Source organism: Geobacillus sp. BMUD, from assembly GCF_013096845.1.
In the GTDB taxonomy this organism is placed as follows: Bacteria; Bacillota; Bacilli; order Bacillales; family Anoxybacillaceae; genus Geobacillus; species Geobacillus vulcani.
The window spans coordinates 106,639-132,902 of record NZ_SDLA01000002.1; the positions used below are offsets into that span (position 1 = coordinate 106,639).

Consider the following 26,264-nt stretch of genomic DNA (forward strand, 5'->3'; position numbering starts at 1 on the left):
TGCAGCAGGAGCGCAACCTATGCCCCGTATGCGTTCTCTCCCACGTCCGCCGGCATCTTCTCAGAACCGCAGGAACAAAAGAGATGTTTTCTCCGCCGCTGTCCACCTATTACGGGCGAAGCGTTGCTTCCACCCACATGAAACATCACTGCAAAGAGACCGTTTTCCGTCCATTATGGGCGGAACAGCTGTTTTTTCAACATTTGTACATCTTTCGGCGCCACGCCGAATTCGGATGCCAACTCAAAGGCGCTATATTGAGCCTCGAGCCGCACCCATTCGTGAAAGTCAGCGGACAGCACATCGTTCGACCGGTGCGCCTGCTCGCCTCTGTTCGTTTGCCGCATTGCGCTCCTCCTTTCCCTTCGGATCAACCTGTTTTCATCATTCCCATTTCTTGCGGAAAATAAAAAAGAAACCGGGAAACTTCATCGGTTTCCCGGTTTCTCACTCGTGTCGATGATCAAAGTGACAGGCCCTTCGTTTGTGAGCGATACGTCCATCATCGCACCGAATACGCCGGTTTCCACATGGACGCCCCTTTCACGCAAGGCAGCATTGAACGCTTCATACAGCGGCAAGGCATGGTCGGGCTTTGCCGCCGCCATAAAGTTCGGGCGCCGGCCTTTTCGGCAGTCGCCATAAAGGGTGAACTGCGACACCGACAGCACCGCTCCGCCGACGTCAAGCAAGGAGCGGTTCATTTTTCCGTCTTCATCTTCAAAAATACGCAAATGAACGATTTTCTCAGCCAAATAGGCAGCATCGTCCTCTGTGTCCTCGTGTGTGACGCCAAGAAGGACGACAAGCCCGGCATCGATCGCTCCGACCGTCTCGCCGTCGACGGTGACTTTGGCCTCTTTCGCCCGCTGGATGACCGCTCTCACTCGCCTTCCTCCTTTCGCCGCCCTTAGTTGTTCATCAAGCGCTGAACGGAATAAATGTCGGGAATTTGCTTGATTCGTTCGACGACTTTTTGCAAGTGGCTCAAATTATGAATGGCGATCGTCATATGGATCGTCGCGATTTTATGTCGGTGGTCTGAGCGTCCCGAGACGGCGGAAATATCAGTGCGCGTTTCATTGATCGCCTGCAGCACCTCATTCAGCAAACCGCGGCGGTCAAATCCGGTGATCTCAATGTCTACGTTATACTCGCGCTCGCCGTTTGCCCCGCTTTCCCATTCTACGGCAATCAGCCGATCAGCGGCTTCTTCCGTTTTCACATTCGGACAGTCGGCGCGGTGGACGGAAATGCCGCGGCCGCGGGTAATGAAGCCGATAATTTCATCGCCCGGCACTGGATTGCAGCAGCGCGACAAACGGATGAGCAAGTTGTCCATTCCTTGGACGCGAATGCCACAGTCGCGTTTTTTTCCTGCCGGCAGCTTTGCCTCGGAAAACGCCTCGGCCAACTTGCGCTGCTGTTCCTCGAGATCGCGCTGCTTCCGCCATTTTTCCGTCAACCGATGGGCGATTTGCGCTGCTGTGATGCCATGATAACCGACCGCTGCATACATATCGTCTTCGTTCGAGAAGTTGAACTTTTCGGCGACGCGCTTCACGTTGTCGGCCGTCATCACTTCTTTCGGTTCAAAGCCGAGGCTTCGCACCTCTTTTTCCACCATCTCTTTGCCTTTTTCAATGTTTTCTTCGCGCCGCTGTTTTTTAAAAAATTGGCGGATTTTGTTGCGCGCCTGCGATGTTTTTGCCAGTTTCAGCCAATCTTGGCTTGGCCCGTACGAATGATTGGAAGTTAAAATTTCGACGATGTCGCCCGTTTGCAGCTTGTAGTCAAGCGGCACCATTTTGCCGTTCACTTTCGCCCCGATCGTCTTGTTGCCGATTTCCGAATGGATGCGGTAAGCGAAATCGATCGGCACCGATCCAGCCGGCAGCTCAATGACATCGCCCTTTGGCGTGAAAACGAACACCATGTCGGAAAACAGGTCCATCTTGAGCGATTCCATGAACTCTTCGGCATTGCTCGCATCGTTTTGCCATTCCAAAATTTCCCGAAACCAAGACAGCTTTTCTTCAAACGAGTTCGGCTTGATCGTCTTTCCTTCTTTGTACGCCCAGTGGGCGGCAATCCCGAATTCGGCGATTTGGTGCATTTCAAATGTGCGGATTTGCACCTCAAGCGGCTCGCCTTTTGGGCCGATCACCGTCGTATGGAGCGATTGGTACATGTTCGGCTTCGGCATGGCGATGTAGTCTTTGAACCGCCCCGGCATCGGCTTCCAGCACGTATGGATGATGCCGAGGACGGCATAACAGTCTTTGATGCTGTTGACGATGATGCGGACGGCGAGCAAGTCATAAATTTCGTTGAACTGTTTGTTTTGCATCACCATTTTTCGATAAATGCTGTAAATATGCTTTGGACGTCCAGAAATTTCGCACGGAATGTGCACTTCATTGAGCCGTTCGCGCACTTCTTGAATGACTTCTTCCAAGTATTGCTCACGCTCAGCCCGCTTTTTCTTCATTAAGTTGACGATGCGGTAGTACTGTTGCGGGTTTAAATAACGAAGCGCCGTATCCTCAAGCTCCCATTTGATTTTCGAAATGCCGAGCCGATGCGCAAGCGGGGCGAAAATTTCGAGCGTCTCGTTGGCAATGCGCCGCTGTTTTTCGGCCGGCAAATGTTTCAACGTCCGCATGTTGTGCAGCCGGTCGGCGAGCTTGATCAAAATAACCCGGATATCTTGCGCCATCGCCAAAAACATTTTCCGATGGTTTTCCGCCTGCTGTTCTTCCTGTGATTTATATTTAATTTTGCCGAGCTTCGTCACTCCGTCGACAAGCATCGCCACTTCCGGACCAAACTCGCGCTCGAGGTCTTCTTTTGTCGCCTCGGTGTCTTCGATGACATCATGCAAAAACCCGGCGGCGATCGTTGTCGCGTCCATCTTCAAGTCCACCAAAATGCCCGCGACTTGAATCGGGTGGATGATGTATGGTTCGCCCGATTTTCGGAACTGATCGCGGTGGGCATGCTTGGCAAACTCATACGCCTTTTTCAAAAAGGCGACGTCCTGCTCCGACAAATAGCAGCTCGCTCGTTCAAACACTTGCTCCGCTGTCAGCACTTGTTCATTGGCCATAGGGTTGAATCACCTTTTTAATCAATTAAAATTGAAGTTGCAAAGCACAGACGTCCGTTGCGTTCATAACGGTTAATAAGAAAGAGCACTCATGTGTGAGTGCCCCTTTTTTCTCTATTGTATCCGAAGAAGCGAACAATGTCGACTGTGTGAACTACCCGCCACCTGCACTTTGCGGAGAGGTGGAGGCTTCAAGCGACTTGTGCGTGTTCGCTGAACGGTAAGCCACACACCAAACCCCTTTACGCTTCCCTTCGTTCCGAAGTTGTCCATTCTAACTATATATATTATCATATTTGGCTGGCTATCGCCAACCGAAATGTATCTCCCACTTTCCTTTCGTTTCAAAGCGGGAGGCTTCTTTCGAAACTATGTTAAAACTGCATCAAGGTCAAAATATCGTATCCTTCCAACTTTTTGCGCCCGCCAAGCTCGGTGAGCTCAATCAAAAACGCCAATCCGGCCACCACTCCGCCGAGCTGTTCCACCAAATCGATCGTCGCCCGCATCGTCCCACCCGTCGCCAGCAAGTCGTCGGTGATCAACACGCGCTGTCCTGGCTTAATGGCATCTTTATGCATCGTCAAGACATCGGTTCCATATTCGAGGCCATACTCAACGCGGACGACTTCGCGCGGCAGCTTCCCTTCCTTGCGCACCGGCGCAAACCCGACGCCAAGCGCATAGGCGACCGGGCAACCGATGATAAAGCCGCGCGCTTCCGGACCAACGACGATGTCGATTTGTTTTTCGCGCGCATATTGAACAATTTGGTCGGTCGCGTATTTGTACGCCGGACCGTTGTCCATCAGCGTTGTAATATCTTTAAACATGATGCCCGGCTTCGGAAAATCGGGCACAATCGTAATGTATTGTTTTAAGTCCATGATACGTTTGCCTCCTCGTGCGTTTGCGAACGTGTCATTTCCGCCAAACAACGTTTCAATTGCTCGTAAGTGGAATAGACTAACTGATGCTCTGCCTCGAGCTCGTCCCGCCGGCGGCGATACGTCGGCGATTCGTGCAAATCGCGCTTCGCCGGCTGATGAACGAGCGAAATGACGCCGTTTTGTTCGCTAATAAAGTCAAGCTCTAAAAATACTTTGGCCATAAAATGAACCGTCTCTTCCGTCCAACCGCGGGCGCGGGCCAGCTCACCGCCGCGCTTGGCGAGCGGAAACGAACGGTGTCGATGCAAAAAGGCGTAAAACCATTTAAAATGGTCGCGCGTCGGAAACGTGCGGAAAAATTGCGCCTCGGGCTGAGCAAACACCGCGTAAATGCGCGCCGGCCGCCCGTTGCTAAGAAGCGCCGACAGCAAGGCCAGCCGCGGCGGCACGTCAAGCAGCACGACATAGCGGTCGTCAATCGATAAGGCGCCCGCCTCTTCTTCGGTCGGCACACAATGAAGCTCCCCGCGAAATGGCGCCACGTCCGAGCGCTGCCCGGTTTCGCGGCGAAAGGAGACGACCAACCGCTTCTCTTTTGGCAACCGCTCAAGAAGAGGACGAACATCGCGGCAGCCGCGGACGTCAAACAGCTGGCAGTCGCTGACCGCCAGATCACACAACGATAGCTGTGGCTTGGCGAACCCGTTCCATTCGTTCACCGACAGCTCCCCAACCGCTGAAATGCGCGCATCCGGAGCGATTTCTTCACATAACGGCCCGAGACCGAAGCCGATGGCGTCGACCGCGGCCCCGTCTTGGGAAAAGACAGCTTTCATATGGGCTCCGTTCGCCCCGACGCGCCGCATGGTTTCAACCGACACCCCTTCAATGAGAACAAGCGGCCGCGGATTGCCGACGCCAAACGGAGCGAATCGCTCAAGGCCGCGGGCGGCCGACAGCGTCAACTCAGCGATCGAACAGGAAGCATCAATGAATGTCGGCGGCGTAAAATCGTTCTCAGACAACGTTTCGGCGGCGATGGCGTTCAGCCGTTGACGCAACTCTTCCACATCATCAAGCGCCAGCGTCATCCCCGCCGCCATCGGATGGCCGCCAAAATGAGGCAACAAGTCGCGGCATTGCGACAAGCTGGCAAACAAGTCAAACCCGTGGATGCTGCGGGCCGACCCTTTGGCGATCCCTTTCTCCCGGTCGACCGAAAGCACGACCGCCGGGCGGTAAAACTGCTCGACAAGCTTGGAAGCGACAATGCCGACCACTCCGGCATTCCATCCTTCGCCTGCCACGACCAAAACGCGATGTTCCTCGGGAGGGAATTGGCGCCGCACCATGTCTGCCGCTTCCTCTGCAATTTGCGCCACAAGCTGTTGGCGTTCGCGGTTTAACTCATCCATTTCTGCTGCCAGCTGCATCGCCTCGTCTTCATCATCGGTCATTAAGAGCGCCACCGCCGGATCGGCGCCGCCGAGACGCCCTGCTGCATTCAAGCGCGGGGCGATGACAAAGCCGACGGTCTGTTCATTGATGGTTGCTGCATCAAGGCGGCACTGCCGAAAAAGAGCGCGCAGCCCGACGCGCTTCGTCATGCGCAACGCTTCAAGCCCTTGCGCCGCCAAGAGGCGGTTTTCCCCAACGAGCGGCACCAAATCGGCGATCGTGCCAATGGCAGCCAAATCGAGCAAATGGCGCGGCACTCGCCCAAGCAAGGCATGGGCTACCTTAAATGCAACGCCGACGCCGGCTAAATCGCGAAACGGATATGTACTTCCCGGCAGCTTCGGATGAATGATCGCATGCGCCTCCGGCAGCGCCGGACCGGGCTCGTGGTGATCTGTGACGATGACATCCATCCCCCACTCGTTGGCGGCCGCAATCTCCTTGACCGCCGCAATCCCATTGTCGACGGTCACAATGACGGAAACGCCACGCTCTTTTGCGGCGCGAAACGCCGCCATGTTCGGACCGTATCCTTCCGTAAACCGGTTCGGAATGTAGAACTCGACCGATGCCCCCGCCTCTTTGAGAGCACTTACCATCACCGACGTGCTGCAAACGCCATCGGCATCGTAATCGCCGTATACCAACACGCGTTCACCCGCGTCAATCGCCCGCTTTAGACGCCGAATCGCTCGCTCCATCCCGTCAAGCAAAAACGGATCATGAAACGGTTGCTCAAGCGGATGGAGAAACGCCGCCGCCTCCGAGGCCGTCCGAACCCCGCGGCGGACGAGAAGCCTCGCCAATAAGGGCGTGATGCCGGCTTCCTCAGCCAGCCGCCTCACGGCCTGCTCATCGAGGCGCTCCACCTCCCAACGCGTTTTCGCTTTCAACATGTCTCCCACCTCAACTCTCCTTATTATACAAAAAGGAGAAAAGGGCAGGCAACGACGTTACGAGTTTTTTTCCGGATTGTACGGATTGATGTGGACCATGACATTGCGGACGCGCGGCAGCGTCAGCAGTTTTTCTTTCACCTTTTTTCCGATCTGGTGCCCCTCTTCGACCGTCAATCGCGGATCGACGGCGATTTTCAAATCGACGATGACGTAATGGCCGTGCTCGCGCGCATGCAGTTCATTGATTTGCCGCACATCGGGAACGGACAAGACCGCCTCGCGCAAATAGCCGGCCTCTTCCTCGTGAAGCACATGATCGATCGCGGTATGAACCGACTGGCGGCCAAGGTCCCATGCCATTTTCAGCACAAGCAGCGAGACGAACAATCCGGCGAGCGGATCCGCGTATACAAGCCAGCCAATCTCCCATTTTCCGCCGACGATGGCGGCGCCGACGCCGATGAGCGCAGCAAACGATGAAAATACATCCGACCGGTGCTCATAGGCGTTGATGATCAGCGCATCGCTGTTTAGCTTTTTCCCGAGTCGATATTTATAGCGAAACATCGCTTCTTTGACAGCAATCGACAACAACAAGACGTAAATGGCGGCCGCTCCCGGCGGTGACAGCGGGGTGAAAAACGACAGAAACGCCGAGCGCCCGATCTCGAACCCAACGAGAAATAGAAGGACCGCCACAATAATGGCGGCGATGGATTCCGCTTTTCCATGCCCGTACGGATGATCCTCATCCGGCGGGCGCGCGGCGGCCCGCAGTCCGACCCAAACGGCGAACGAACCGGCCACGTCGGACGCTGAATGAGCGGCATCGGCGATCAGTGCTCGGCTTTGGCTCCACACGCCGACCGCCGCCTTGACGGCGGCTAGCGCCATATTGCCAACAATGCCGACCATCGCCGCCGTTTTTGCCTGCCTGAATCGCTGTTCGTTTTCCATGTCCATTCCTCACCTTTCTGTCTGACAGCCCCGCGTGTTGTCCATATTGCCTCGAATGTTAGTGTATCCATTTTCTATTTACAGCATTGATGGCAAGAAAAAAGCGCTGGAAAAAACGTTCCCCGCTTTTTTCCAGCGCCGCCATTACACCTGCGGTTCGGCCTCGGCCGCCGCTTTTTTGGCTCCTTTTCCTTTTTTAAGCTCCTGGCCCTTCCAAACGACCCAAAGCTGTGAAGCGATGCAAAGCGACGAATAGACTCCGCACACAAGCCCAACAAGCAGAGCGAGGTTGAAATTGCGGATGGCCTCGCTGCCAAAGAGGAGCAACGCGATGACCGTAAACAAGACGGTCAATACCGTGTTGACCGAGCGTGTAAATGTTTGCTGCAACGCCCGGTTGACGATATGTTTCAAGTCGTCGATCGTTTTCACTTTCCGCTTTTTCATCAAATCCCGGATGCGGTCAAACGTGACAATCGTGTCGTTGATCGAATAACCGATGATCGTCAGCACTGCAGCGATGAATGTCAAATCAACCTCAAGGCGCGTCAAGCTGAACACGGTGACAATGAAAAAGGCGTCATGCAACAGAGCGACGATCGCCGCCAGCGCCATCCGCCACTCAAAGCGGATCGTCACGTAAAGAATGATGCCGATCGAGGAAATCAGCACAGCAATAAGCGCATTGCGGGCGAGCTGCTTGCCGACGACCGGCGAGACGGTGCTGATGTTCGGTTCGCTTCCGTATACTTGCTTCAATTCATTTTTCAGCTTGGCAATTTCTTGCTTATCGAGCACGCCAATCAAGCGGACGACGCCTGTTTTCCCGTCCGTGCCGGATAAAACGACATCCTCCGGCTTGTAGCCGAGCCGCTCGAAATAGCCGCTCAGTTCCTTGGCGTCGATCGGCTGGTTGCTCGTCACCTCAACGCGCGTTCCGCTCGTGAAGTCAATGCCGAGATTCAGCCCCATCGCGAACAACGAGATAACGCCAGCGATCGTCAAGACGCTGGAAAATACGAAAAACTTTTTGCTATGTTTGACAAAATCCCAGTGGTCAAACTTCGTCGGCACTTCCGTTTCCTCGGTCGTTTCCGCAATGTTTAAGATTTCTGACTTCTTGACGCCGAACCACTCCGGCTTTTTATCGAACCAACGGCTTGACACAAGCAGGCCGAGCAACAGCCGCGTGCCGTAAACAGCGGTGAGGAAGCTGACGACGATGCTGATGATAAGCGTCGTCGCAAATCCTTTCACCGAGCTTGTCCCATAAATAAAAAGGACAGCACCGGCGATGATCGTTGTAAGGTTGGCGTCAAAAATCGTCGCAAACGACCCGCGGTTGCCGGCGCGGAACGCCGACAGCATCGACTTGCCGAGCTTGAGCTCCTCTTTGATCCGTTCGTACGTAATAATGTTGGCATCGACCGCCATCCCAACCCCTAAAATAAGGGCAGCAATGCCCGGCAGTGTCATGACAACATTCATCCAATCAAACAACAGCAAAATCAAATAAATGTACACTGACAGCGTAATGACGGCAATGATCCCGGGAAGCCGGTAAAACCAAATCATGAACAAGAAGATCGCCGCCACACCGATGATGCCGGCCAATACCGTTTTTTGCAGGGCGTTTTTTCCAAACTGAGCACCGACGGAGGTGGAGTAAATTTCATGCAGCTCAACCGGCAGCGCGCCGGCATTGAGCAAATCAGCCAGCTGCTGGGCTTCTTTGACCGTAAAATTGCCGACGATCGACACATCCGTCTGATTGAACACTTGATTGACCGAAGCGGCGGAAATAAATTTCGGATCGGCTTTGCCCGCTTCTTTCCGGTAGGAATCCACTCCTTCTTTAAAATCAAGCCAAATGACTAAAATGTTGTTTGGCGGCCCCATTTTATATACTTTTTCCGTCACTTGACGGAATTTGTCGGCGTCTTTCAATTTCAGAGCGACGCTTGGCCGGCCGTTTTCATCAAACGACAGCTTCGCTCCGCCTTGGACGAGGTCGCTCCCGTCCATAAGCACGTTGTCATTGACGTCGCGGAACGTCAATTTCGCCTGTGTGGACAAAATTTCGCGCGCCTCATTTTGGTCTTTCACTCCAGCGAGCTGGACGCGGATGCGGTTTCCTCCCTCGATGTCAACGCGCGGCTCGCTGACGCCAAGGACGTTGATCCGTTTATTCAGCGCGCTGACGGTGCTTTGCAGCGTCTCTTGGTCAATCTTGTCGCCCTTTTTGGCCGGCTTCACTTCATACAGCACTTCAAAACCGCCTTGCAAGTCAAGGCCCAGTTTGATGTTATGTACAATTCCTTGAACCGTCGGCCCCATCACTCCGGCGAACAAAAGCAGGAGCAGAAAAAAGGCGACGATGCGGCTTCGTTTTACCATTTCTCCTTAAGATCCTCCTTCAACTTGCCTCGGCGCCGTCCGCTATAGCACCAAGCAAAACATTAGCCTCGCCTTCCATTATGAAACAGCAGCCGGCCAGTGTCAATTTTCGGCTATAACAATTCCTTTAAAACCCACTCCAGCTCATCATCGCCGGCCGCCTGTTGTTTATACGAACGCATCGTCAAAAATGTCATATACTCGCCCGGCGAAAGAGAGAAAATGTCGCTGACCAACTCATGCAGCCTCTTTTCCGCCGGCCGATGTTTCCACTTGCGAGAACATAAGCATTCCCACAGTCCATCCATCGTCACTTGTGTATAGCCGAGCAGACGAAACTCGTCATACTTGCACTCAAGTGCTGGCATGAGTTGTTCGCGCAGCTTTCGGTTTTCATCCATCCCCCATCCCCCCTCATATCCAGTGCCGCCGGCCAATCTTGTCATGCTTGGCCATGGGCCTTGCATATATTGTATAAAAGATGGAGGCATTTGAGAAGGCAGGGGGAGAAAATGTCTAAATTTTTACAAGGTACGGTCATTTTAATCGCTGCTGGTTTTGTTACGAAAATCCTCGGCTTTATCAACCGAATTGTCATCGCCCGCATGATCGGCGATGAAGGAGTTGGGCTGTACATGATGGCCGTGCCAACGCTCGTTTTGGCCATTACCGCGACGCAGATCGGTCTGCCGGTCGCCATTTCGAAACTCGTCGCCGAAGCGGAGGCAGCCGGCGATCGGCAACGAGTGAAAAAGATTCTCGTCGTGTCGCTGGCTACCACGGGCGCGTTAAGCGTCGTGCTCCTGCCGATGCTCATCGCCGCCGCGCCGTGGCTTTCGCGGACGATGTTTACCGACCCGCGCACGTACTATCCGCTCCTTGCCATCGCTCCGGTCGTGCCGATCGTCGCCATCTCTTCGGTGCTGCGCGGCTACTTTCAAGGGCGTCAGCAAATGAAACCGTACGCCTATTCGCTCTTGTTGGAACAAATCGTCCGCATCAGCTTGATCGCCTTATGCACACGGCCGCTTTTGCCGTATGGCGTGGAGTATGCCGCCGCCGGCGCCATGGCATCTTCCGTTCTCGGCGAGTTGGCATCGTTACTGTATTTGCTGTTTTTATTTAAGGTGAAAAAATCGATTCCCCTGCGGACAAAGTTTTTTCACTACGTCCAAGCCGGCAAAGAAACGTTCGTCCGCCTCATGCGCATTGCCTTGCCGACGACCGGCGGTCGTTTGATCGGCTCGCTTTCTTGGTTTTTTGAGCCAATCGTCGTCGCCAACAGCTTGGCGTTGGCCGGCGTCGCCGCCTCCACTGCCACGAAGCAATACGGACAGCTTGTCGGCTACGCGCTGCCGTTGTTGACGTTGCCATCGTTTATTACGTACGCGCTCTCGACCGCGCTTGTGCCGGCCATCAGCGAAGCGATGGCACAAAATAAGCTGCTTTTGGTCGAATACCGGATCACCCAGGCAATGCGCTTGTCGCTTGTCACCGGCGGTTTTTCCACTGTTATTCTCTACTTGTTCGCCGAACCGCTTATGCGCTGGATGTACGGCACAGAGGAAGCGGCGATCTTCATCCAAGTCATGGCGCCGTTTTTCTTGCTTTACTATTTCCAAGGCCCGCTGCAAGCTATTTTGCAAGGGCTCGACTTAGCAAACGCCGCCATGACGAACAGCTTGATCGGAGCGATGGTGAAGCTCGCGTGCATCTTCGTCCTTGCTTCCCGTCCAAGTTTGGGCATTATGGGGGCGGCGCTGGCGACTGCAGTCAGCACCGTTCTTGTGACACTGCTTCACTTTGCCACGGTCGTCAAGGCAGTGTCGTTTTCCATCGATGGGCGCGAGTACATCAAAGCGCTTGGCGCCATCATCGCCGCTGGCGCAGTCGGCTATGCGCTCTTCCGCCATCCGCTTTTGGCCGTGCCCGCACCATTTTGGACGCTGCTTGCCATGGCCGCGACAGCCGCCCTATATGCCGCCTGCCTCATTCTGTTCCGGCTCATCCGGCGCGAAGAGCTCGTCTACCTTCCGGGGCTGCACTGGCTGGCCGGCAAAAACAAGCGAAAATAAACGTCTAAACCTGTCCGGTGGCGAATATATTGTGGTAAAAAGCGTTTTGGCCAAGGAGGGATTGCGGTGTCACGGCTTGGCAGCGCACTGGTGTATGGAATCGCTACAGTTTTTATGTTGGCGGCGCTCGTCAGCTTCATTTTTTCGTTGTTGCTGAAATGGACGGACATTCACGAATCGTCGCTCACCTGGATCATATTTGCCGCCTCAGTCGTCTCGCTGTTTATCGGCGGCATCGTCGCCGGCGGAAAAAGCCAAGAAAAAGGATGGCTCGCTGGCGGGCTGACCGGCCTCTTATTTACGGCGATCATCTTTTCATTTCAATTTCTTGGCATGGAAAAATCGTTTACCGTCGAACAATGGCTGTACCACCTTGTCTTTTTCGCCGCCGCTTCCTTGGGCGGCATCGTCGGGGTCAATTTGTCATCGTCGCGCCATGAACGGACGTAAAAACGACAAACCGGTGCAAAAGCAAAAGGTGTCCTCAAAGCAAACAGGACACCTTTTGTGATGGACGCAGCGCGATGGTTAAGAAGCGAAACCGCGTCTCGCTCGCGCTTTTCGCGCCGCCGTTCAAATCGGCGCCCGACTTGGGCGTCGATGGCCGCGCTTTCGCTACGCCTTGCTTTCCGCCACCACTTCTCTCACCGCGGAGCGGTCGAACGTCAGCCGCGTGCCGTCGCCGGCGCGAACGATGATTTTGTCCTCATCGACTGAGTCGATGATGCCGTGCAATCCGCCGATCGTGATGATTTTATCGCCTTTTTTCAAATTCGCCTGCATTTGTTGGATGGCGCGTTGCCGTTTTTGCTGCGGACGAATGAGCAAAAAGTAGAAAATCACAAAAAACAGCACAATCGGCAATAAATTGGCGATGGTCGCGTTCATGCAATCCCCCCTCCTTTCCGGTCGTCAAAAGTTTTTTGCATTCGGCTTATTGAAGCCGTAGCGTTCGAAAAATTCCTCGCGGAAATCGGCGAGCCGATCTTCGCGGATCGCTTGTCTCACCTGCTTCATCAATTTTATCAAAAAATAGACGTTATGGTAAGACGTGAGGCGGATGCCAAATGTTTCATCACATTTGATGAGATGGCGGATGTACGCGCGCGTATAGTTCCGGCACGTGTAGCAGTCGCAGTTCGGATCGAGCGGCGAGAAGTCGCGGGCGTACTGGGCGTTTTTGATCACCACCCGCCCTTCGCTCGTCATCACGGTGCCGTTGCGGCCGATGCGCGTCGGCAGCACGCAGTCGAACATGTCGATGCCGCGGATCGCCCCGTCGATGAGCGAATCCGGGGAACCGACGCCCATTAAATAACGAGGCTTGTCCGCCGGCAGAAGCGGCGTCGTAAACTCGAGCACCCGATTCATGACCTCTTTCGGCTCGCCGACCGACAACCCGCCGACCGCATAGCCAGGGAAGTCGAGCGACACTAAATCGCGGGCGCTTTGTCGGCGCAGTTCTTCGTATTCACCGCCTTGGACAATGCCAAACAGCCCTTGCTCCTTCGGACGGCGGTGCGCTTTCAAGCAGCGTTCCGCCCAACGGCTCGTCCGTTCGACCGATTGTTTCATATATTCATACGTCGCCGGATACGGCGGGCATTCGTCAAACGCCATGATGATGTCAGCGCCAAGTGCATTTTGAATTTCCGTCGCTTTTTCCGGCGACAAAAACAGCTTGTCGCCGTTTAAATGGTTGCGGAAATAGACGCCGTCCTCCTCAATGCGGCGGAATTCGCTGAGGCTGAACACTTGAAAGCCGCCGGAGTCCGTCAAAATGCCGCGATCCCAGTTCATAAACGCATGCAGCCCGCCCGCTTCCGCCACAATGTCATGCCCCGGCCGCAGCCAAAGATGATAGGTGTTGCTTAAAATGACACCGGCCCCCATTTCTTTCAATTCTTCCGGCGACAACGTCTTGACCGTCGCAAGCGTGCCGACCGGCATAAACATCGGCGTTTCAAACGAGCCGTGCGGCGTATGGAGAATGCCAAGACGTGCGCCCGTCTGCCGGCACGTTTTGATCAGTTCAAAGCGAATCGGTGTCGTCAACGTGTGGCTCTCCTTTCTCAAATGATGAGCATCGCATCACCGAAGCTGAAAAAGCGGTACCGCTCTTGGACCGCGACTTCATACGCGTGCAAAATGTTTTCGCGCCCGGCGAGCGCGCTCACGAGCATGATGAGCGTCGATTTTGGCAGATGGAAGTTCGTCACCAGCCCATCAATGCCTTTGAACTCATAGCCCGGATAGATGAAAATGTCGGTCCAGCCGCTTTCCGCGACAAACCGGCCGTTATGTTTGCCGGCGATCGTCTCGAGCGTCCGTGTCGACGTCGTACCGACGGCAATGATGCGGCCGCCCTGCCCCCGAACGCGGTTTAACGTCTCCGCTGTTTCTTCACTCATTTGGTAAAACTCGGCATGCATATCGTGCTTTTCGACTTCGTCCACTTGCACCGGCCGGAACGTGCCAAGGCCGACATGAAGCGTAATGAAGACGATCTGCACCCCTTTTTCGCGAATGGCATCAAGCAGCTCTTCGGTGAAATGCAAACCAGCGGTCGGCGCCGCCGCCGAACCGATTTCGCGGGCGTAAACCGTCTGATATCGTTCTGGGTCGTCAAGCTTTTCTTTAATGTACGGGGGCAGCGGCATCTCCCCAAGTTCAGCCAATACTTCATAAAACACGCCATCATACGAAAACTCGAGCACTCGCCCTCCATGTTCAAGCGTATCGAGGCAGACCGCTTCCAGCTTCCCGCCGCCAAAGGTGAGCTTCGTCCCCGGCTTGACCCGTTTGCCCGGCTTGACGAGCGTTTCCCAACGGTCGCCATCAAGCTGCTTTAAGAGCAGCACTTCAACCGTTCCGCCTGTTTCCGCTTTTTCCCCATAAAGACGCGCCGGCATGACGCGCGTATCATTTAAGACGAGGCAATCGCCCGGATTCAAGTACGAAATAATGTTGCGAAATGTTTCATGGCGGATGGCGCCGGTGCGTTTATCAAGCACCATCAGCCTCGACGCCGCCCGGTCTGGAAGCGGCGTTTGCGCGATCAATTCTTCCGGCAAATGGAAATCAAACAAATCGACTTTCATAAACGTCTCCTTCCTTCAGCGAAATCGTCCGAGTACATAAAAAATCAAAGAGAGCACAACACTCAGCAATATGGATGTCACAATAGGAAAATAAAACGTCATATTCCCTTTTCGGATGACGATATCCCCCGGCAGGCGGCCGAGTTTGACAAACTGCATGACAAACCCGACAATGATGAGCACAACGCCGATCGTCATGATCAACTTCGGCAAGCTGTTCACCGCTTCGGCACCTCCATTCCGAAATGGGTGTACGCCGCCGGCGTGACGACACGCCCGCGCGGCGTACGTTGCAAGAGACCGATTTGCATCAAGTACGGCTCATACACTTCTTCAATCGTTTGCGCTTCTTCACCGATGACAGCCGCCAGCGTTTCGAGCCCGACCGGACCACCGGCGAATTTTTCAATCATCGCTGAAAGCAGCTTATGGTCGATTTGGTCGAGTCCGAGCCGGTCGACTTGCAGCCGCTCGAGGGCTTCGACAGCGAGGGGCTGCGTAATGTCCCCATCCCCGCGCACTTGCGCGAAATCGCGGACGCGCCGCAGCAAGCGATTGGCGATGCGCGGCGTGCCGCGCGCCCGGCGGGCAAGCTCAAGCGCCGCTTCTCGATCAATGCCGATTTGCAAGATGGCCGCCGCCCGCTCAATGATTTGGGCAAGTTGGTCGACGTGATAGTATTCGAGCCGGCTGATGACGCCAAACCGGTCGCGCAGCGGCGCTGACAGCGCCCCAGCTCGCGTCGTCGCCCCAACGAGCGTAAACGGCGGCAAGTCAAGGCGGAGCGTACGCGCATCCGGCCCCCTGCCGATCGCGATATCTAAGCAATAATCCTCCATCGCCGGATAGAGCACCTCTTCCACCGCCCGCGACAGCCGGTGGATCTCATCAATAAAGAGCACATCCCCCGGCTCGAGCGACGTTAACAGCGCCGCTAAATCGCCGGGCCGCTCGAGCGCCGGGCCGGACGTCGCCCGCAGCTTGACGCCCATTTCATTGGCAATGATCACCGCCAGCGTCGTTTTCCCAAGCCCCGGCGGTCCATACAGCAGCACATGGTCGAGCGTCTCTCCGCGGAGCTTGGCCGCTTCAATGAACACTTTTAAGTTTTCTTTGATCTTATCTTGCCCGATATATTCATGCAAATATTGCGGGCGCAAACTTGGTTCAAACACAGCCTCTTCCCCTAAGACCTCCCCAGATACAAGCCGTTCCTCCACCGTTATCCCTCCCTTTGGCCGCTGTTTATCCCAAAAGCAGCGCCAGCGCCCGCTTCACATACTGTTCCGTCGACATCACTTCTTCGCGGAGCGCCGGAATGATTTTCTCAATCTCCCGTTCAGCATAGCCGAGCGCCTTGAGCGCCGCCACCGCCTCGGCGAGCGCACCAGAAAGCGGCGCGGCCGAACGCGTATCCGCCGGCGCCGCAAGCGTCCCGAGCTTCCCTTTTAAATCCAAAATCATTTGTCGGGCCGTCTTTTTGCCCACACCTGGAAACTTGCATAAAAACGCCTCGTTTTCTTCCTCGATGGCCCGCGCCAGTTCATCCGGACGCCCAGCCGCCAAAATGGCGAGGCCGCCTTTCGGCCCGATGCCCGACACTTGCAGCAGCTTGGCGAACAAGTTGCGCTCTTCGCGCGTTGGGAACCCGTACAAGGCGTGCACATCTTCGCGCACATATTCGTATGTATAGACGGTCACCGCTACCTCACGGCTTTCCTGAAACGCAAACGGGTTCGGCGTAAAGATCTCGTAGCCGATGCCGTTATGGTCGATGACGATATATTCCGGACAGACGTAATCAACATACCCACGAATAAACTCGATCAATGGTTGCTCCTCTCCTTTTTTCGTCCTTTCATTGTATCATATGATTCCATTATAGCAAAAAGAAATCCCGCAATGCGCTTTGCACCACGGGCTTTCGCTTCGCTTATTGGACGACCGCAAAATGGCGGTACATTTCGATCACTTGTTCATACTGTTCCTTCGAGAGGACGCGAATTCCTTGCTTCAACTTCTCTTGCTGGCGGCTTTCGAGCTTTTGCACGTCGATTTGGAAAAACGACTGGATGATTTCGCTCGACCGGCCCGGTTTGCCGTTGAAAATAGACAACGTGCCATCGTCTGTAATCCCGAAATAGCCGTTTGTTTTTAACAACGGCGAAATGTCGTTGATTGTTTTGCGAAACACGATCGTCTGATCATCGAGCGTCACGAGTTGCCAATCGCGATATTTTTTCCATATTTCTTTCAGCGAATCGACGGTTTCGGTGACCTTCTCTTCGCTCATCTCTCCGTCCAAATATTGCCGCTCGAGCACGATCGTCATCTTGACCGCTTCAGCGGAGACCGAATGAACCGGTGACACGATGGCGGCGATCCACAGTATGAAGAAAAGAATTCGCATCGTTTGTTCCTCTCTTCTCGGATGATGGTTCCTTTACACCACTAGTTTCACCAGCGGACGCCATTTTATTCCTTCCCCATCAGCTTTTTTGCAAGACAAGCTGCCGCGGATCCAAAAAGTGAGGCGAGGATTCGAGCCAATGGCGCTCGATCATCATATTCGATTATGTTCCGCGACCTTGGAACGTCTGCACAAAAAATCCGCCGGCTTCGCCGACGGACGTCGCTACTCTTCAAGCACTGATTCGTCCAAATTATGGTACACTTCTTGGACGTCATCATCATCTTCGAGCGTATCGATCAACTTCAACATTTTTTTCAAATCGTCGCCCTCAAGCATCGTATACGTTTGCGGAATCATCGTCATTTCGGCGCTCGCAAACGTGAATCCATGCTGTTCCAGCTCGTTTTTGACCGTTTCAAACGATTCGGGCGCTGTATAAATCTCAAACGATTCATCCGTTGTTTCCATCTCCTCGGCGCCCGCTTCAATGGCCAACAGCAGCAATTCATCCTCATCGACGCTGTGCTGTTCGCGGTCTATCACGAGCAGCCCTTTTCGCTCGAACAAATAGGAGACGCATCCCGTTTCCCCTAAATTGCCGCCGTTTTTTGAAAACGCCGCGCGCACATTGGCGGCGGTGCGGTTTTTATTATCCGTCAAGCAAACGACCATAACGGCAACGCCGCCTGGTCCATATCCTTCATAGCGAATTTCCTCATAGTTGGTATGTTCTTGGGTTCCAGTTGCTTTTTTAATCGCCCGTTCAATGTTTTCGCTCGGCATGTTGGCCGCCTTCGCCTTCTCAATGACAAGGCGCAAGCTCGGATTGGACGCTGGATCGCCTCCGCCACTTTTGGCAGCGACGTAAATTTCTTTCGCCAATTTCATGAACAGTTTGCCGCGTTTCGCATCTTGGGCATTTTTCCGCCGTTGGATATTTTTCCACTTCGAATGTCCAGCCATCGAAAGTTCCCCTCTCATCACAACGGAATGTTCCGACTATTACTATAGCAAAAAACGCGGAAAATGTCAGCTGAGCCCCGGCGGGAAGCAGCAAGGAAAGAAGGCGCCCCGTCTTTTAGGACGCCTTCCCTGCCCTTTGTCACCGGTTGTTTTCCGGCCGCTCTTGAATCGTGTCGCCGATAAAAATGGTGCGCAAGTCACGGCGGATTTCTTCCATATTGATCGGAGTCCCGCGTCGAAGCGCGTTGTCGATCGTGCGGATGCGATGGTACATGCTTGGGTTGGACGTGACGCGCACCCGCTTGCCGTCGGCATACGGAGCGACCGCTTGCTCGACACGCTTCTCAAGCCGCTCCGGATGGCGGTCGTCTGTCGCAATGGCAACAAGCGCCTGATCGCCATACACAACCGCGCGGGCATCGTCCACTCCACTCACCGCTGCAGCTCGGCGGGAAAGTTTTTCCGCTAGACCACCGTCATAGCTTCGATAGTACGACGGATGCGGATCGACGTTTAACGAATGCAAATGCCCGTGATAGTTGTAATCGCTATCGCCGAAATCAACATCGGGCGGAAGAGCCGGAACGTCGGTGTCAAAACGGGTCGCCGCCGGTCCGCCGAGACGGCCGCCGTCCGTCAAATAATCGGTGACCGGACCGCGGCGCGCCCATATATAACGGTTGTCATAATTGAGCGCATTCGTCCCGTATCGGCCATAGCGGAAATCGTCGCCCCGCTCTGTCGAGTAATAGCCAATCGGTCTCGCCGCATCGTTGTAGCGCTGAGCTCCTTCGTCATTCGCCCCGTAGTTGGCGCACGAAGCGAGCAAGCCGGCGGCCGACAGCACACCGATCCATTTGACCGCGTATTTCAATGGAAAACCCCCCTTGGTTTCCTTCACCCAAGGCTGGCACGAAGCCAGCCTTACGTTTAGCTTACGGAAAACGCGGGGGGTTTATCGCTGTCAGTTCACACCAATGAAGCAACGGCTAAAATTTCGGCGGCGCGATCGCCAAGCGCCGTTTATGATGCGAACGTTCATGAAGCTGTTCGATGATTTTTCGATCGCGTTCCGGAATGTCTTCCCCTTTTAAATATTTATCGATCATTTCATACGTCGTGCCCATTTCGCTTTCATCGGTCTGCCCTTCCCATAATCCGGCGCTCGGCGCTTTCACAATGATTTCTTCCGGAACGCCGAGCAGGCGGCCCATTTCGCGCACTTCGCCTTTTGTAAAGTGAATGAGCGGCACTAAATCGACCCCGCCGTCTCCGTATTTCGTAAAGTAGCCCGTATGCCACTCGGCGGCGTTGTCCGTACCGACGACGAGATAGCCGTAATTGTTGGCGACGGCATACAATGTCGTCATGCGCAAGCGCGCCCTTGTATTGGCATCGCCAAGCCGCGCACGTTCTTCCTTCCACTCCCCGATGGCTTTCAGCTCGGCCTCGACTGCGCCAAACAACGTCCGGTGCGCCTCGGTCAAATCAATGATCAAATGTCGGATGCCGCAACTCTTCACCACTTTCAGCGCGTCTTCCATATCTTTCGGATTGCTTTTGCACGGCATGATGAGTCCGAGCGAGTTGTCCGGAAAGGCGCGCTTAATCAAATGGGCGACGACCGCCGAGTCGATGCCGCCGCTGATGCCGACGACCGCCCCGTTCAACCCGGCTGATGAGACTTGGTCACGCAACCATTGCACGAGCTTGTCAATTTTTTCTTGCATCCGTCCTCGACTCCTTTTCCAAAGATTCCATTCTTCATTGTAGCATAGCATAAAGGCGGCGGACAAACCGTTCTCTCCGCTTGCGGTCAAACACAAGGGGGCGGCGGCGTGCGGCGGCTGACCGCCATTCGCGAAACACATCAGCCGGAAATAAGAGCGCATGCAAAAACCAGCGTGTTTCCAACCAACGGCGAAGCGGAGCGAAACGGGCAAGTGTTGAATAGGACCAGCCGATATACGGCAAAAGGCGATTGGCGTATTGGCAATAGTCAAGCCCGGGCGAGGCAAGAGCGGCCGCATCATAGTCGATGAGGTACATATGGCCGGTTGTGGTGCGCAAAAAATTATGGGAGGCGACATCACCATGAATGATGGCAGCAGAAGCCGCCGCCAACTCTGGAGCATGCTCGCGACATGTTGATAGACAGTAATCCGCCCAGCGCAGCGTAAACAAAATGTCTTCTTTGTCCATGATCGTTTCAACAATAGGCAAATGTCGGCAAAACTCCTCATAGCGATGCCGCCATTTGTCATACAGCTGCGCACGCGGCAGCCCCATCGCCTCCTGTTCGCTGCTGGCGATGTTTGCCGTTGCTGTATGGTAACGTTCAAGCAAACGAAGTCCGTCGGCGGCGTCAGCCCAAGCAGCAAGCGCGAGCGGACGCGCTCCGGCTACATATTCCGTCAGCAGCCAATAGCATCCGCCGGCTTCAACCACTCCCCCGCGCCCGATCGGCATAGGAGCCGGCGCGGAGGAAAAACCGGCCTTCCTTAAGGCGGCAAGAAGCCAGGCTTGCCGCGCGGCCGCAACAGGAAAGCGATACGCCTTGGCGACAAACATTCCTTGGCGGGCGGCAATGGCTAAGACATGCGGTTTCAATGCCACAACTTGTTGAATAACAAGCCCATATTGGCGGTCAAGAAGAAAAAAGAGACGGCCGGCGGCGTCTCTTTTCACTTGGTTATTGTTCCTCGCCATGCCCGCTCTCCTCATCCGGCGGTTCGCTAAACAAACGCGGACCGGCAGTCGGCGGAGCGGATGATGGCGGGTAGGATGGCGGCGCGTATCCCGCTGGACTTGTCGGGTAAACGACGCCTGGCCACGGAAGCGGCGGCGCTGACTGCGGCGCATATCCGTATGGACCCGGCAGGGCGTACCCTCCGTAGTACGGGGGCGGCGCATAGGCCGGCGCATATCCAAAAGGCGGATAGCCGGCAGGCGAAGTATACGCCGCAGGCGGCGCATAAACTGCCGTTGCAGCGCCGGGCGGTGGGAGAACGCCCCCTGTGGACGGGACAAACGGAGCGGCAACCCCAGGCCCAGAAAACGGCGGCTCTAATGATTCACTGCTGCTTTCGTGAATGCCGGGAAACGGCGCCGAACCGTTTTCCGGACTTTCACCGCTTTTCCCAACGGCCGACGGTGCAGACGATGGCGGATAGGACGACGGCATGATCGGCAGCGGCGGCACGTAAAATCCGCTCCCCGGCCAAACTGGCGTCACTGGCGTGCATCCTTGGTCAGTGCCAAATATTGGGGCCGTCGGCGGGGCGACAGGAACGTATGGAATGTTCGGCAGCGGCGGCGCGTCTTCGCTCTCAGCCGCCGGTTCCCCTTTCCATTCAGTTGGGCTTTCATTGTCCTCCTCTTTCATCACGTCAGGCAAAATATTGCTCGGCTTCGGTGGAATCGGCGGCACGTTGGCCAGCGATTGAGCGAACGAAAGCTGAGGAGGCGGGGCCACCGGCGGAATCGTATGCACAAGCGGCGGCACAGAGGCGCTTTTCGCTTTTGCCCCTTCTTTTGCCTCCGCTTTCGGCGTTTTTGGTGCTTCTTTTGCCGTTGCTTTTGGCGCTTTTTTCTCGACAGGCTTGGGCATTTCGCTCACCACCGCTTTCGGCGCCTCACCCATCGAGGCCTTTGGTGCTTCATTGATAGGCGCATTCGGCGTTTCGTTCACCGGTACATTTGGCGTTTCATTTACCGGTACATTTGGCGTTTCATTTACCGGTACATTTGGCGTTTCGTTTACCGGCACGTTCGGCGCTTCATTCACCACTGCTTTTGGTGCCGTTTTTGGCGCTTCCTTCTCGACAGCCTTTGGCGTTTCGTTCACTGGTGTTTTCGGCGCTTCATTCACTGGCATAGTCTCCGCCTTTTTCTCCGGCGCTTTCGGCGTTTCCTTTACGACCGATTTGGGCGTTTTCTTTACTGCTGCCCCGCCCTCCGGAGCAGGGGCGACAGCGGTGTCAAGCTCGGTATCCATGTGGAATGAGACAAACGGCTTTGCCTCCGCGTAGGGGTGCTCTTTCACATACATGTTTTTGGGTGATCCAGGCGCCTTCGCCTCTTTTTTGATCGGCACCCCTGCTGTCGGCACTTTGATTTTCATTCCAGGCATAATCATATTCGGGTCGCTCAAATGCCCATTTATTTTTTTCAGTTGTTCAAAATCCACTCCATATTTCTGGGCGATGTTCCAAAGGGTGTCGCCCTTTTGGACAATATGGATTTTCACTCCGTTCCCCTCCTAAACCGAGACTGTTTACGCTCGATCGAACCGATGCTTGTTTCCCGTTATCGTCTTTCAACACAATGTATGACGATGATCGTTGATTTATGATAAAAAAATCCCTGGCCAAACGAGATTCCTCTCATCAAGCCAGGGAAAAAGCTAGGCAAGTGAAAGCATGCGGTCGAGCGCCTCTTTTGCCTCTGCGGCAATGTCTTTCGCAACGGTGATTTGGTTGACGACCGCCCCCTGTTCCAACGATTCGAGCGCCCAGACAAAATGCGGCAAATCAATTCGATTCATCGTTAAACACGGACACATATATGGGTTGAGGGACACGATCTCTTTGTCTGGATGCTCGTGCTTCAGCCGGTTCACCAAATTCATTTCCGTTCCAACCGCCCACTGGGTGCCAGGTGGAGCATTGCGGATCGTTTCAATAATGTATTTTGTCGAACCGGCGTAGTCCGCTTGCTGGACAACTTCCCAGCTGCATTCCGGGTGGACGATCACGTTGATCCCCGGTTTTATCCGCCGAATATGCTCGATTTGCTGGACGGTGAAGTTTTCATGCACGGAACAATGCCCTTTCCAAAGAATGACCTTCACCTTGTCGAGATCGTCAGCGCCTTGGAGCGTCTCCTCATGCGGGTCCCACACCGCCATCTCATCAAGGCTGACGCCAAGTGCGTAAGCTGTATTTCTCCCTAAATGCTGATCCGGCAAAAAGAAAATTCGTTCCTTTTGTGAAAATGCCCATGCCATCATTTTTTTGGCATTTGACGACGTGACGGTCGCCCCGCCGTGGCGCCCGACAAACGCTTTGATCGCCGCGGTCGAATTGACGTACACAAGCGGTACGATCGTCTCGCCAAACCGCTCAGTAAGCGCCCCCCATGCCCGCTCGACTTGAAAAATATCGGCCATATCGGCCATTGAACAGCCGGCGCGCAAATCCGGCAAAATGACCGTTTGGTCGTCGCTCGTTAAAATATCGGCGGTTTCTGCCATAAAATGGACACCGCAAAACACAATATATTCCGCCTCGCTGTTTTTTGCCGCGAGTTGGGCAAGCTGAAGCGAATCGCCAGTCGCGTCGGCGAACTGAATGACTTCATCCTTTTGATAGTGATGGCCCGGGATGAAAAGACGCCGTCCGAACCGTTCTTTCACCGCGCGCGCCCGCGCTTCAAGCTCGCTTTGTTCCATTGTTTTATACCATTCCGGCATCTCATCCATCCGTTTCAACTGTTCAAGGACGTTCACGGTTCTCTCCTCCATTATCGCAAATTGAAACTTAGATCAAGCGCCGGGGCGGAATGGGTTAAACATCCGAGCGAAATGTAGTCGACTCCGGTCGCGCCGTACGCCGCCACATTCGCGAGCGTAATTCCCCCCGATGCTTCCGTGATGATCGGCTTCGGCACAAGCCGGACGAACGCCCGCACTTCATCCGGCGTCCGGTTGTCAAACATAATGACGTCCGCCCCGGCTTCGACCGCCTCGAGCACTTCGTCTTCCGTTTCCGTCTCCACCTCGATTTTCACCATATGTCCAAGGCGCTCCCGCACCATTTTGACAGCGCGGGCAATCGATCCACAAAAGGCGATATGATTATCTTTAATCATGACGCCGTCGTACAGGCCGAAGCGGTGGTTGTAGCCGCCGCCGCATGTGACGGCATATTTTTCAAGCATGCGCAGCCCCGGCGTCGTTTTCCTTGTGTCACAAATGCGCGTGTGGCTTTGGCCAATCAAGTCAACGGCCTGCCGCGTCACGGTGGCAATGCCGCTTAACCGCTGCAGCAAGTTTAGAATGACGCGCTCGCCGGACAACAGCGGCCCGACCGGCCCGGACACGGCGGCGATCGTTTCACCCGCTTGGACCCGTTCGCCGTCCTGTTTCATGATGGTTACTTCGACGCGTGGATCCAGCAACTGATAGCCCGCCGCAATAATGCCGACGCCGGCCACCACCCCGTCCGCTTTGGCCATAAACATGCCTGATGCCCGTTCATGAGCCGGAAAAATCATCTCGCTCGTCACATCGCCATCGCCAATATCTTCAAGAAAAAACTGTCGCAGCAGTTGTTCGAGCTTCAACCGGTTCATCTTTCATCCCTCCGTTTTCTTTGCCGCTTTACCGCCTAGCCCCAAGGCGGGCCCACTCTTCTTTCGTCCGCACAAGGCGCCGTCCCCGCCACTCCGGGCGTTCACGCGGAAAATCGCTCCGGTAATGACCGCCGCGGCTTTCCGTGCGCCCAAGCGCTGATGAGGCGACAAGCCAGCCCACTAGCAGCATATATCCTGTTTCAATCTCCTCTGCTGACAATCGTTCAAGGTCGCCATCCAGCCAATCCGGCAATGAAAACTGTTCCAACCAGTCGACCGCTTTGCGAAGCCGATCGCCGTCACGGACGATGCCAACAAGCGTTGACAGCTGTTCGCGAATCAACGCCCGCCCGGGCAGCCGCGGCGCAAACGAACGGCGCGGATGTGACGGGGCCGCCTGCCGCATCGTTTTCGGCCACGCGGCACGGCGGCGGATGGCGCAGGCCGCTCGGGATCCAAAGACGATCGCTTCAAGCAGCGAGTTGCTCGCAAGACGATTGGCACCGTGCACACCGGTGCACGCCGCTTCCCCGACGGCGTACAAGCCCGGCACCGTCGTCTGCCCCCACTCGTTGACGACAACGCCGCCCATTAAAAAATGGGCGCCCGGCGCAACCGGAAGGCGGCCGGCTTCAAGGTCGACGCCATAGGCCTCACATAGCGCGGCGATCGTCGGAAAGCGGCGGCGGAAGTGAGACACGCGGGAAATATTCAAATAGACGCGGCCGCCCCGGTCTTGCTCCGTTGCAATCGCCCGGGCGACCACATCGCGCGGCGCAAGATCGCCAAGCGGATGGATGCCGTCCATCAACGGCCGTCCGTCTTCGGCTTCAAGCACCGCCCCTTCGCCGCGCACCGCTTCCGAGACGAGCCCGACCGCTTTTCCGCCGGCAACGAGCATCGTCGGGTGAAATTGGATAAACTCCATATCCGCGACCGCCGCGCCGGCGCGGTACGCCATGGCAATGCCGTCGCCGGTCGCCGTCGGCGCGTTGGACGTCACCGTGTACAATCCCGCGCATCCGCCGGTCGCCAACACGACGGCCGACGCCGGCCAAATGGAGACCGAACCGTCTTCCCGCTTTGTTTTCACCCCGACGCAACGCCCTTCTTCCACAAGCAAATCGATCACCTGCTCGCCTTCTTCCATCCATACGCGTCCCTCGAGCCGCTCAAGCAAAAACGAAACGAGCGCCTTGCCCGTCTGATCGCCGCCGGCATGCAAAATCCGGCGGCAGCTATGCCCGCCTTCAAGGCCGAAACAAAGCCGGCCGCGTTCGTCCTGATCAAACGCCATGCCGGCGTTGATCCATTCTTGCAGCCGCCTCGGCCCTTCACGGACGAGCCGTTCGACCATTCGTTCATCATTATGAAAGCATCCGGCGACCATCGTATCGCGGAAATGAGCGCGCCAATCGTCGCTCTCTGCCAGCGCCGCGGCCACCCCTCCTTGCGCCCGCCATGAATTGCTGTCGGTGCGGCGCTTTTTCGTGAAAATGATCACATGTTCATGTTGCGACAAATGATCGGCGACCGTTAAAGCAGCCAGCCCACTCCCAACAATAATGACGCCACCTTCCTTCACTCTCGGACGCCCCTTTCTTTTCACCTGTCTTGACATATATATTTACACATATTTAAACTAATG

25 protein-coding genes are annotated in these 26,264 nt (G+C 55.2%); 2 read left to right on the forward strand and 23 right to left on the reverse strand.

What is annotated here, in order from left to right; translation table 11 throughout:
- Window positions 1-173 precede the first annotated feature (173 nt).
- The 8 genes from ETC05_RS04320 to ETC05_RS04355 form a co-directional block, all read right to left on the reverse strand.
- Window positions 174-347, reverse strand: a complete 174-nt coding sequence (locus ETC05_RS04320; protein ID WP_033842330.1) for a hypothetical protein — start codon at window positions 345-347, stop codon at window positions 174-176.
- Window positions 348-428: 81 nt separating this feature from the next.
- Window positions 429-887 carry a D-aminoacyl-tRNA deacylase gene (dtd, locus tag ETC05_RS04325; RefSeq protein ID WP_031408064.1) on the reverse strand — a complete coding sequence of 153 codons (459 nt, stop codon included), beginning with the start codon at window positions 885-887 and terminating at the stop codon, window positions 429-431.
- Window positions 888-910: 23 nt separating this feature from the next.
- Window positions 911-3,109 carry a RelA/SpoT family protein gene (locus ETC05_RS04330; protein ID WP_031408062.1) on the reverse strand — a complete coding sequence of 733 codons (2,199 nt, stop codon included), beginning with the start codon at window positions 3,107-3,109 and terminating at the stop codon, window positions 911-913.
- Window positions 3,110-3,483: 374 nt separating this feature from the next.
- Window positions 3,484-3,996 (reverse strand): adenine phosphoribosyltransferase, encoded by a 513-nt coding sequence (locus ETC05_RS04335; protein WP_013144641.1) that lies wholly within the window; start codon window positions 3,994-3,996, stop codon window positions 3,484-3,486.
- Window positions 3,987-6,353, reverse strand: a complete 2,367-nt coding sequence (gene recJ, locus ETC05_RS04340; protein WP_171660552.1) for a single-stranded-DNA-specific exonuclease RecJ — start codon at window positions 6,351-6,353, stop codon at window positions 3,987-3,989. Before recJ ends, ETC05_RS04335 begins: the two co-directional genes overlap by 10 nt.
- A gap of 57 nt (window positions 6,354-6,410) precedes the next feature.
- The gene (locus ETC05_RS04345; RefSeq protein ID WP_171660440.1) at window positions 6,411-7,313 is read right to left on the reverse strand and encodes a cation diffusion facilitator family transporter; all 903 of its coding nucleotides are present in this window, start codon (window positions 7,311-7,313) and stop codon (window positions 6,411-6,413) included.
- Between the two features lie 144 nt (window positions 7,314-7,457).
- Complete coding sequence (gene secDF, locus ETC05_RS04350) at window positions 7,458-9,710, reverse strand: protein translocase subunit SecDF (RefSeq protein ID WP_031408056.1); 2,253 nt, start codon at window positions 9,708-9,710, stop codon at window positions 7,458-7,460.
- Between the two features lie 113 nt (window positions 9,711-9,823).
- Window positions 9,824-10,111 carry a post-transcriptional regulator gene (locus ETC05_RS04355; protein ID WP_031408054.1) on the reverse strand — a complete coding sequence of 96 codons (288 nt, stop codon included), beginning with the start codon at window positions 10,109-10,111 and terminating at the stop codon, window positions 9,824-9,826.
- 111 nt (window positions 10,112-10,222) lie between these two features.
- Between ETC05_RS04355 and spoVB the strand changes: the two genes are divergently transcribed.
- Both spoVB and ETC05_RS04365 read left to right on the forward strand, forming a co-directional pair.
- The gene (gene spoVB, locus ETC05_RS04360; protein ID WP_031408052.1) at window positions 10,223-11,785 is read left to right on the forward strand and encodes a stage V sporulation protein B; all 1,563 of its coding nucleotides are present in this window, start codon (window positions 10,223-10,225) and stop codon (window positions 11,783-11,785) included.
- Window positions 11,786-11,851: 66 nt separating this feature from the next.
- A complete protein-coding gene (locus ETC05_RS04365; protein WP_171660441.1) occupies window positions 11,852-12,235 on the forward strand; it encodes a TIGR04086 family membrane protein in 384 nt (127 codons plus the stop codon).
- A 165-nt stretch (window positions 12,236-12,400) separates the two neighbouring features.
- Here ETC05_RS04365 and yajC read toward each other — a convergent pair whose 3' ends face one another.
- The 15 genes from yajC to nadB all read right to left on the reverse strand — a co-directional run bounded on the left by yajC (window position 12,401) and on the right by nadB (window position 26,237).
- A complete protein-coding gene (gene yajC, locus ETC05_RS04370) occupies window positions 12,401-12,673 on the reverse strand; it encodes a preprotein translocase subunit YajC (protein ID WP_013144634.1) in 273 nt (90 codons plus the stop codon).
- Window positions 12,674-12,697: 24 nt separating this feature from the next.
- Complete coding sequence (gene tgt, locus ETC05_RS04375; protein ID WP_031408047.1) at window positions 12,698-13,840, reverse strand: tRNA guanosine(34) transglycosylase Tgt; 1,143 nt, start codon at window positions 13,838-13,840, stop codon at window positions 12,698-12,700.
- A 17-nt stretch (window positions 13,841-13,857) separates the two neighbouring features.
- Window positions 13,858-14,886: a tRNA preQ1(34) S-adenosylmethionine ribosyltransferase-isomerase QueA gene (gene queA, locus ETC05_RS04380; RefSeq protein ID WP_171660442.1), complete on the reverse strand. Its 1,029-nt coding sequence runs from the start codon at window positions 14,884-14,886 to the stop codon at window positions 13,858-13,860.
- A 15-nt stretch (window positions 14,887-14,901) separates the two neighbouring features.
- Window positions 14,902-15,108, reverse strand: coding sequence for a DUF2905 domain-containing protein (locus tag ETC05_RS04385; RefSeq protein ID WP_031408043.1), 207 nt, complete (start codon window positions 15,106-15,108; stop codon window positions 14,902-14,904).
- Window positions 15,105-16,106 (reverse strand): Holliday junction branch migration DNA helicase RuvB, encoded by a 1,002-nt coding sequence (gene ruvB, locus ETC05_RS04390; RefSeq protein WP_031408041.1) that lies wholly within the window; start codon window positions 16,104-16,106, stop codon window positions 15,105-15,107. The genes ETC05_RS04385 and ruvB overlap by 4 nt, the downstream gene beginning before the upstream one ends.
- A 25-nt stretch (window positions 16,107-16,131) precedes the next feature.
- The gene (ruvA, locus tag ETC05_RS04395; protein ID WP_031408039.1) at window positions 16,132-16,716 is read right to left on the reverse strand and encodes a Holliday junction branch migration protein RuvA; all 585 of its coding nucleotides are present in this window, start codon (window positions 16,714-16,716) and stop codon (window positions 16,132-16,134) included.
- Window positions 16,717-16,819: 103 nt separating this feature from the next.
- Window positions 16,820-17,296, reverse strand: coding sequence for an intercompartmental signaling factor BofC (locus ETC05_RS04400; protein WP_031408036.1), 477 nt, complete (start codon window positions 17,294-17,296; stop codon window positions 16,820-16,822).
- Between the two features lie 225 nt (window positions 17,297-17,521).
- A complete protein-coding gene (locus ETC05_RS04405; protein ID WP_031408000.1) occupies window positions 17,522-18,262 on the reverse strand; it encodes a YebC/PmpR family DNA-binding transcriptional regulator in 741 nt (246 codons plus the stop codon).
- A gap of 139 nt (window positions 18,263-18,401) precedes the next feature.
- Window positions 18,402-19,136 carry a YhcN/YlaJ family sporulation lipoprotein gene (locus tag ETC05_RS04410; protein WP_031407998.1) on the reverse strand — a complete coding sequence of 245 codons (735 nt, stop codon included), beginning with the start codon at window positions 19,134-19,136 and terminating at the stop codon, window positions 18,402-18,404.
- A 115-nt stretch (window positions 19,137-19,251) separates the two neighbouring features.
- Window positions 19,252-19,992 (reverse strand): NAD(+) synthase, encoded by a 741-nt coding sequence (gene nadE, locus ETC05_RS04415; RefSeq protein WP_031407996.1) that lies wholly within the window; start codon window positions 19,990-19,992, stop codon window positions 19,252-19,254.
- 34 nt (window positions 19,993-20,026) lie between these two features.
- On the reverse strand, window positions 20,027-20,971 hold the full coding sequence (locus ETC05_RS04420; protein WP_171660443.1) for a phosphotransferase: 945 nt from the start codon (window positions 20,969-20,971) through the stop codon (window positions 20,027-20,029).
- The gene (safA, locus tag ETC05_RS04425; protein WP_171660444.1) at window positions 20,955-22,511 is read right to left on the reverse strand and encodes a SafA/ExsA family spore coat assembly protein; all 1,557 of its coding nucleotides are present in this window, start codon (window positions 22,509-22,511) and stop codon (window positions 20,955-20,957) included. Before safA ends, ETC05_RS04420 begins: the two co-directional genes overlap by 17 nt.
- Window positions 22,512-22,667: 156 nt before the next feature.
- On the reverse strand, window positions 22,668-23,771 hold the full coding sequence (nadA, locus tag ETC05_RS04430; RefSeq protein WP_031407990.1) for a quinolinate synthase NadA: 1,104 nt from the start codon (window positions 23,769-23,771) through the stop codon (window positions 22,668-22,670).
- 14 nt (window positions 23,772-23,785) lie between these two features.
- A complete protein-coding gene (nadC, locus tag ETC05_RS04435) occupies window positions 23,786-24,616 on the reverse strand; it encodes a carboxylating nicotinate-nucleotide diphosphorylase (RefSeq protein WP_031407988.1) in 831 nt (276 codons plus the stop codon).
- A 28-nt stretch (window positions 24,617-24,644) separates the two neighbouring features.
- Complete coding sequence (nadB, locus tag ETC05_RS04440) at window positions 24,645-26,237, reverse strand: L-aspartate oxidase (protein WP_171660445.1); 1,593 nt, start codon at window positions 26,235-26,237, stop codon at window positions 24,645-24,647.
- Between the last annotated feature and the right edge of the window lie 27 nt (window positions 26,238-26,264).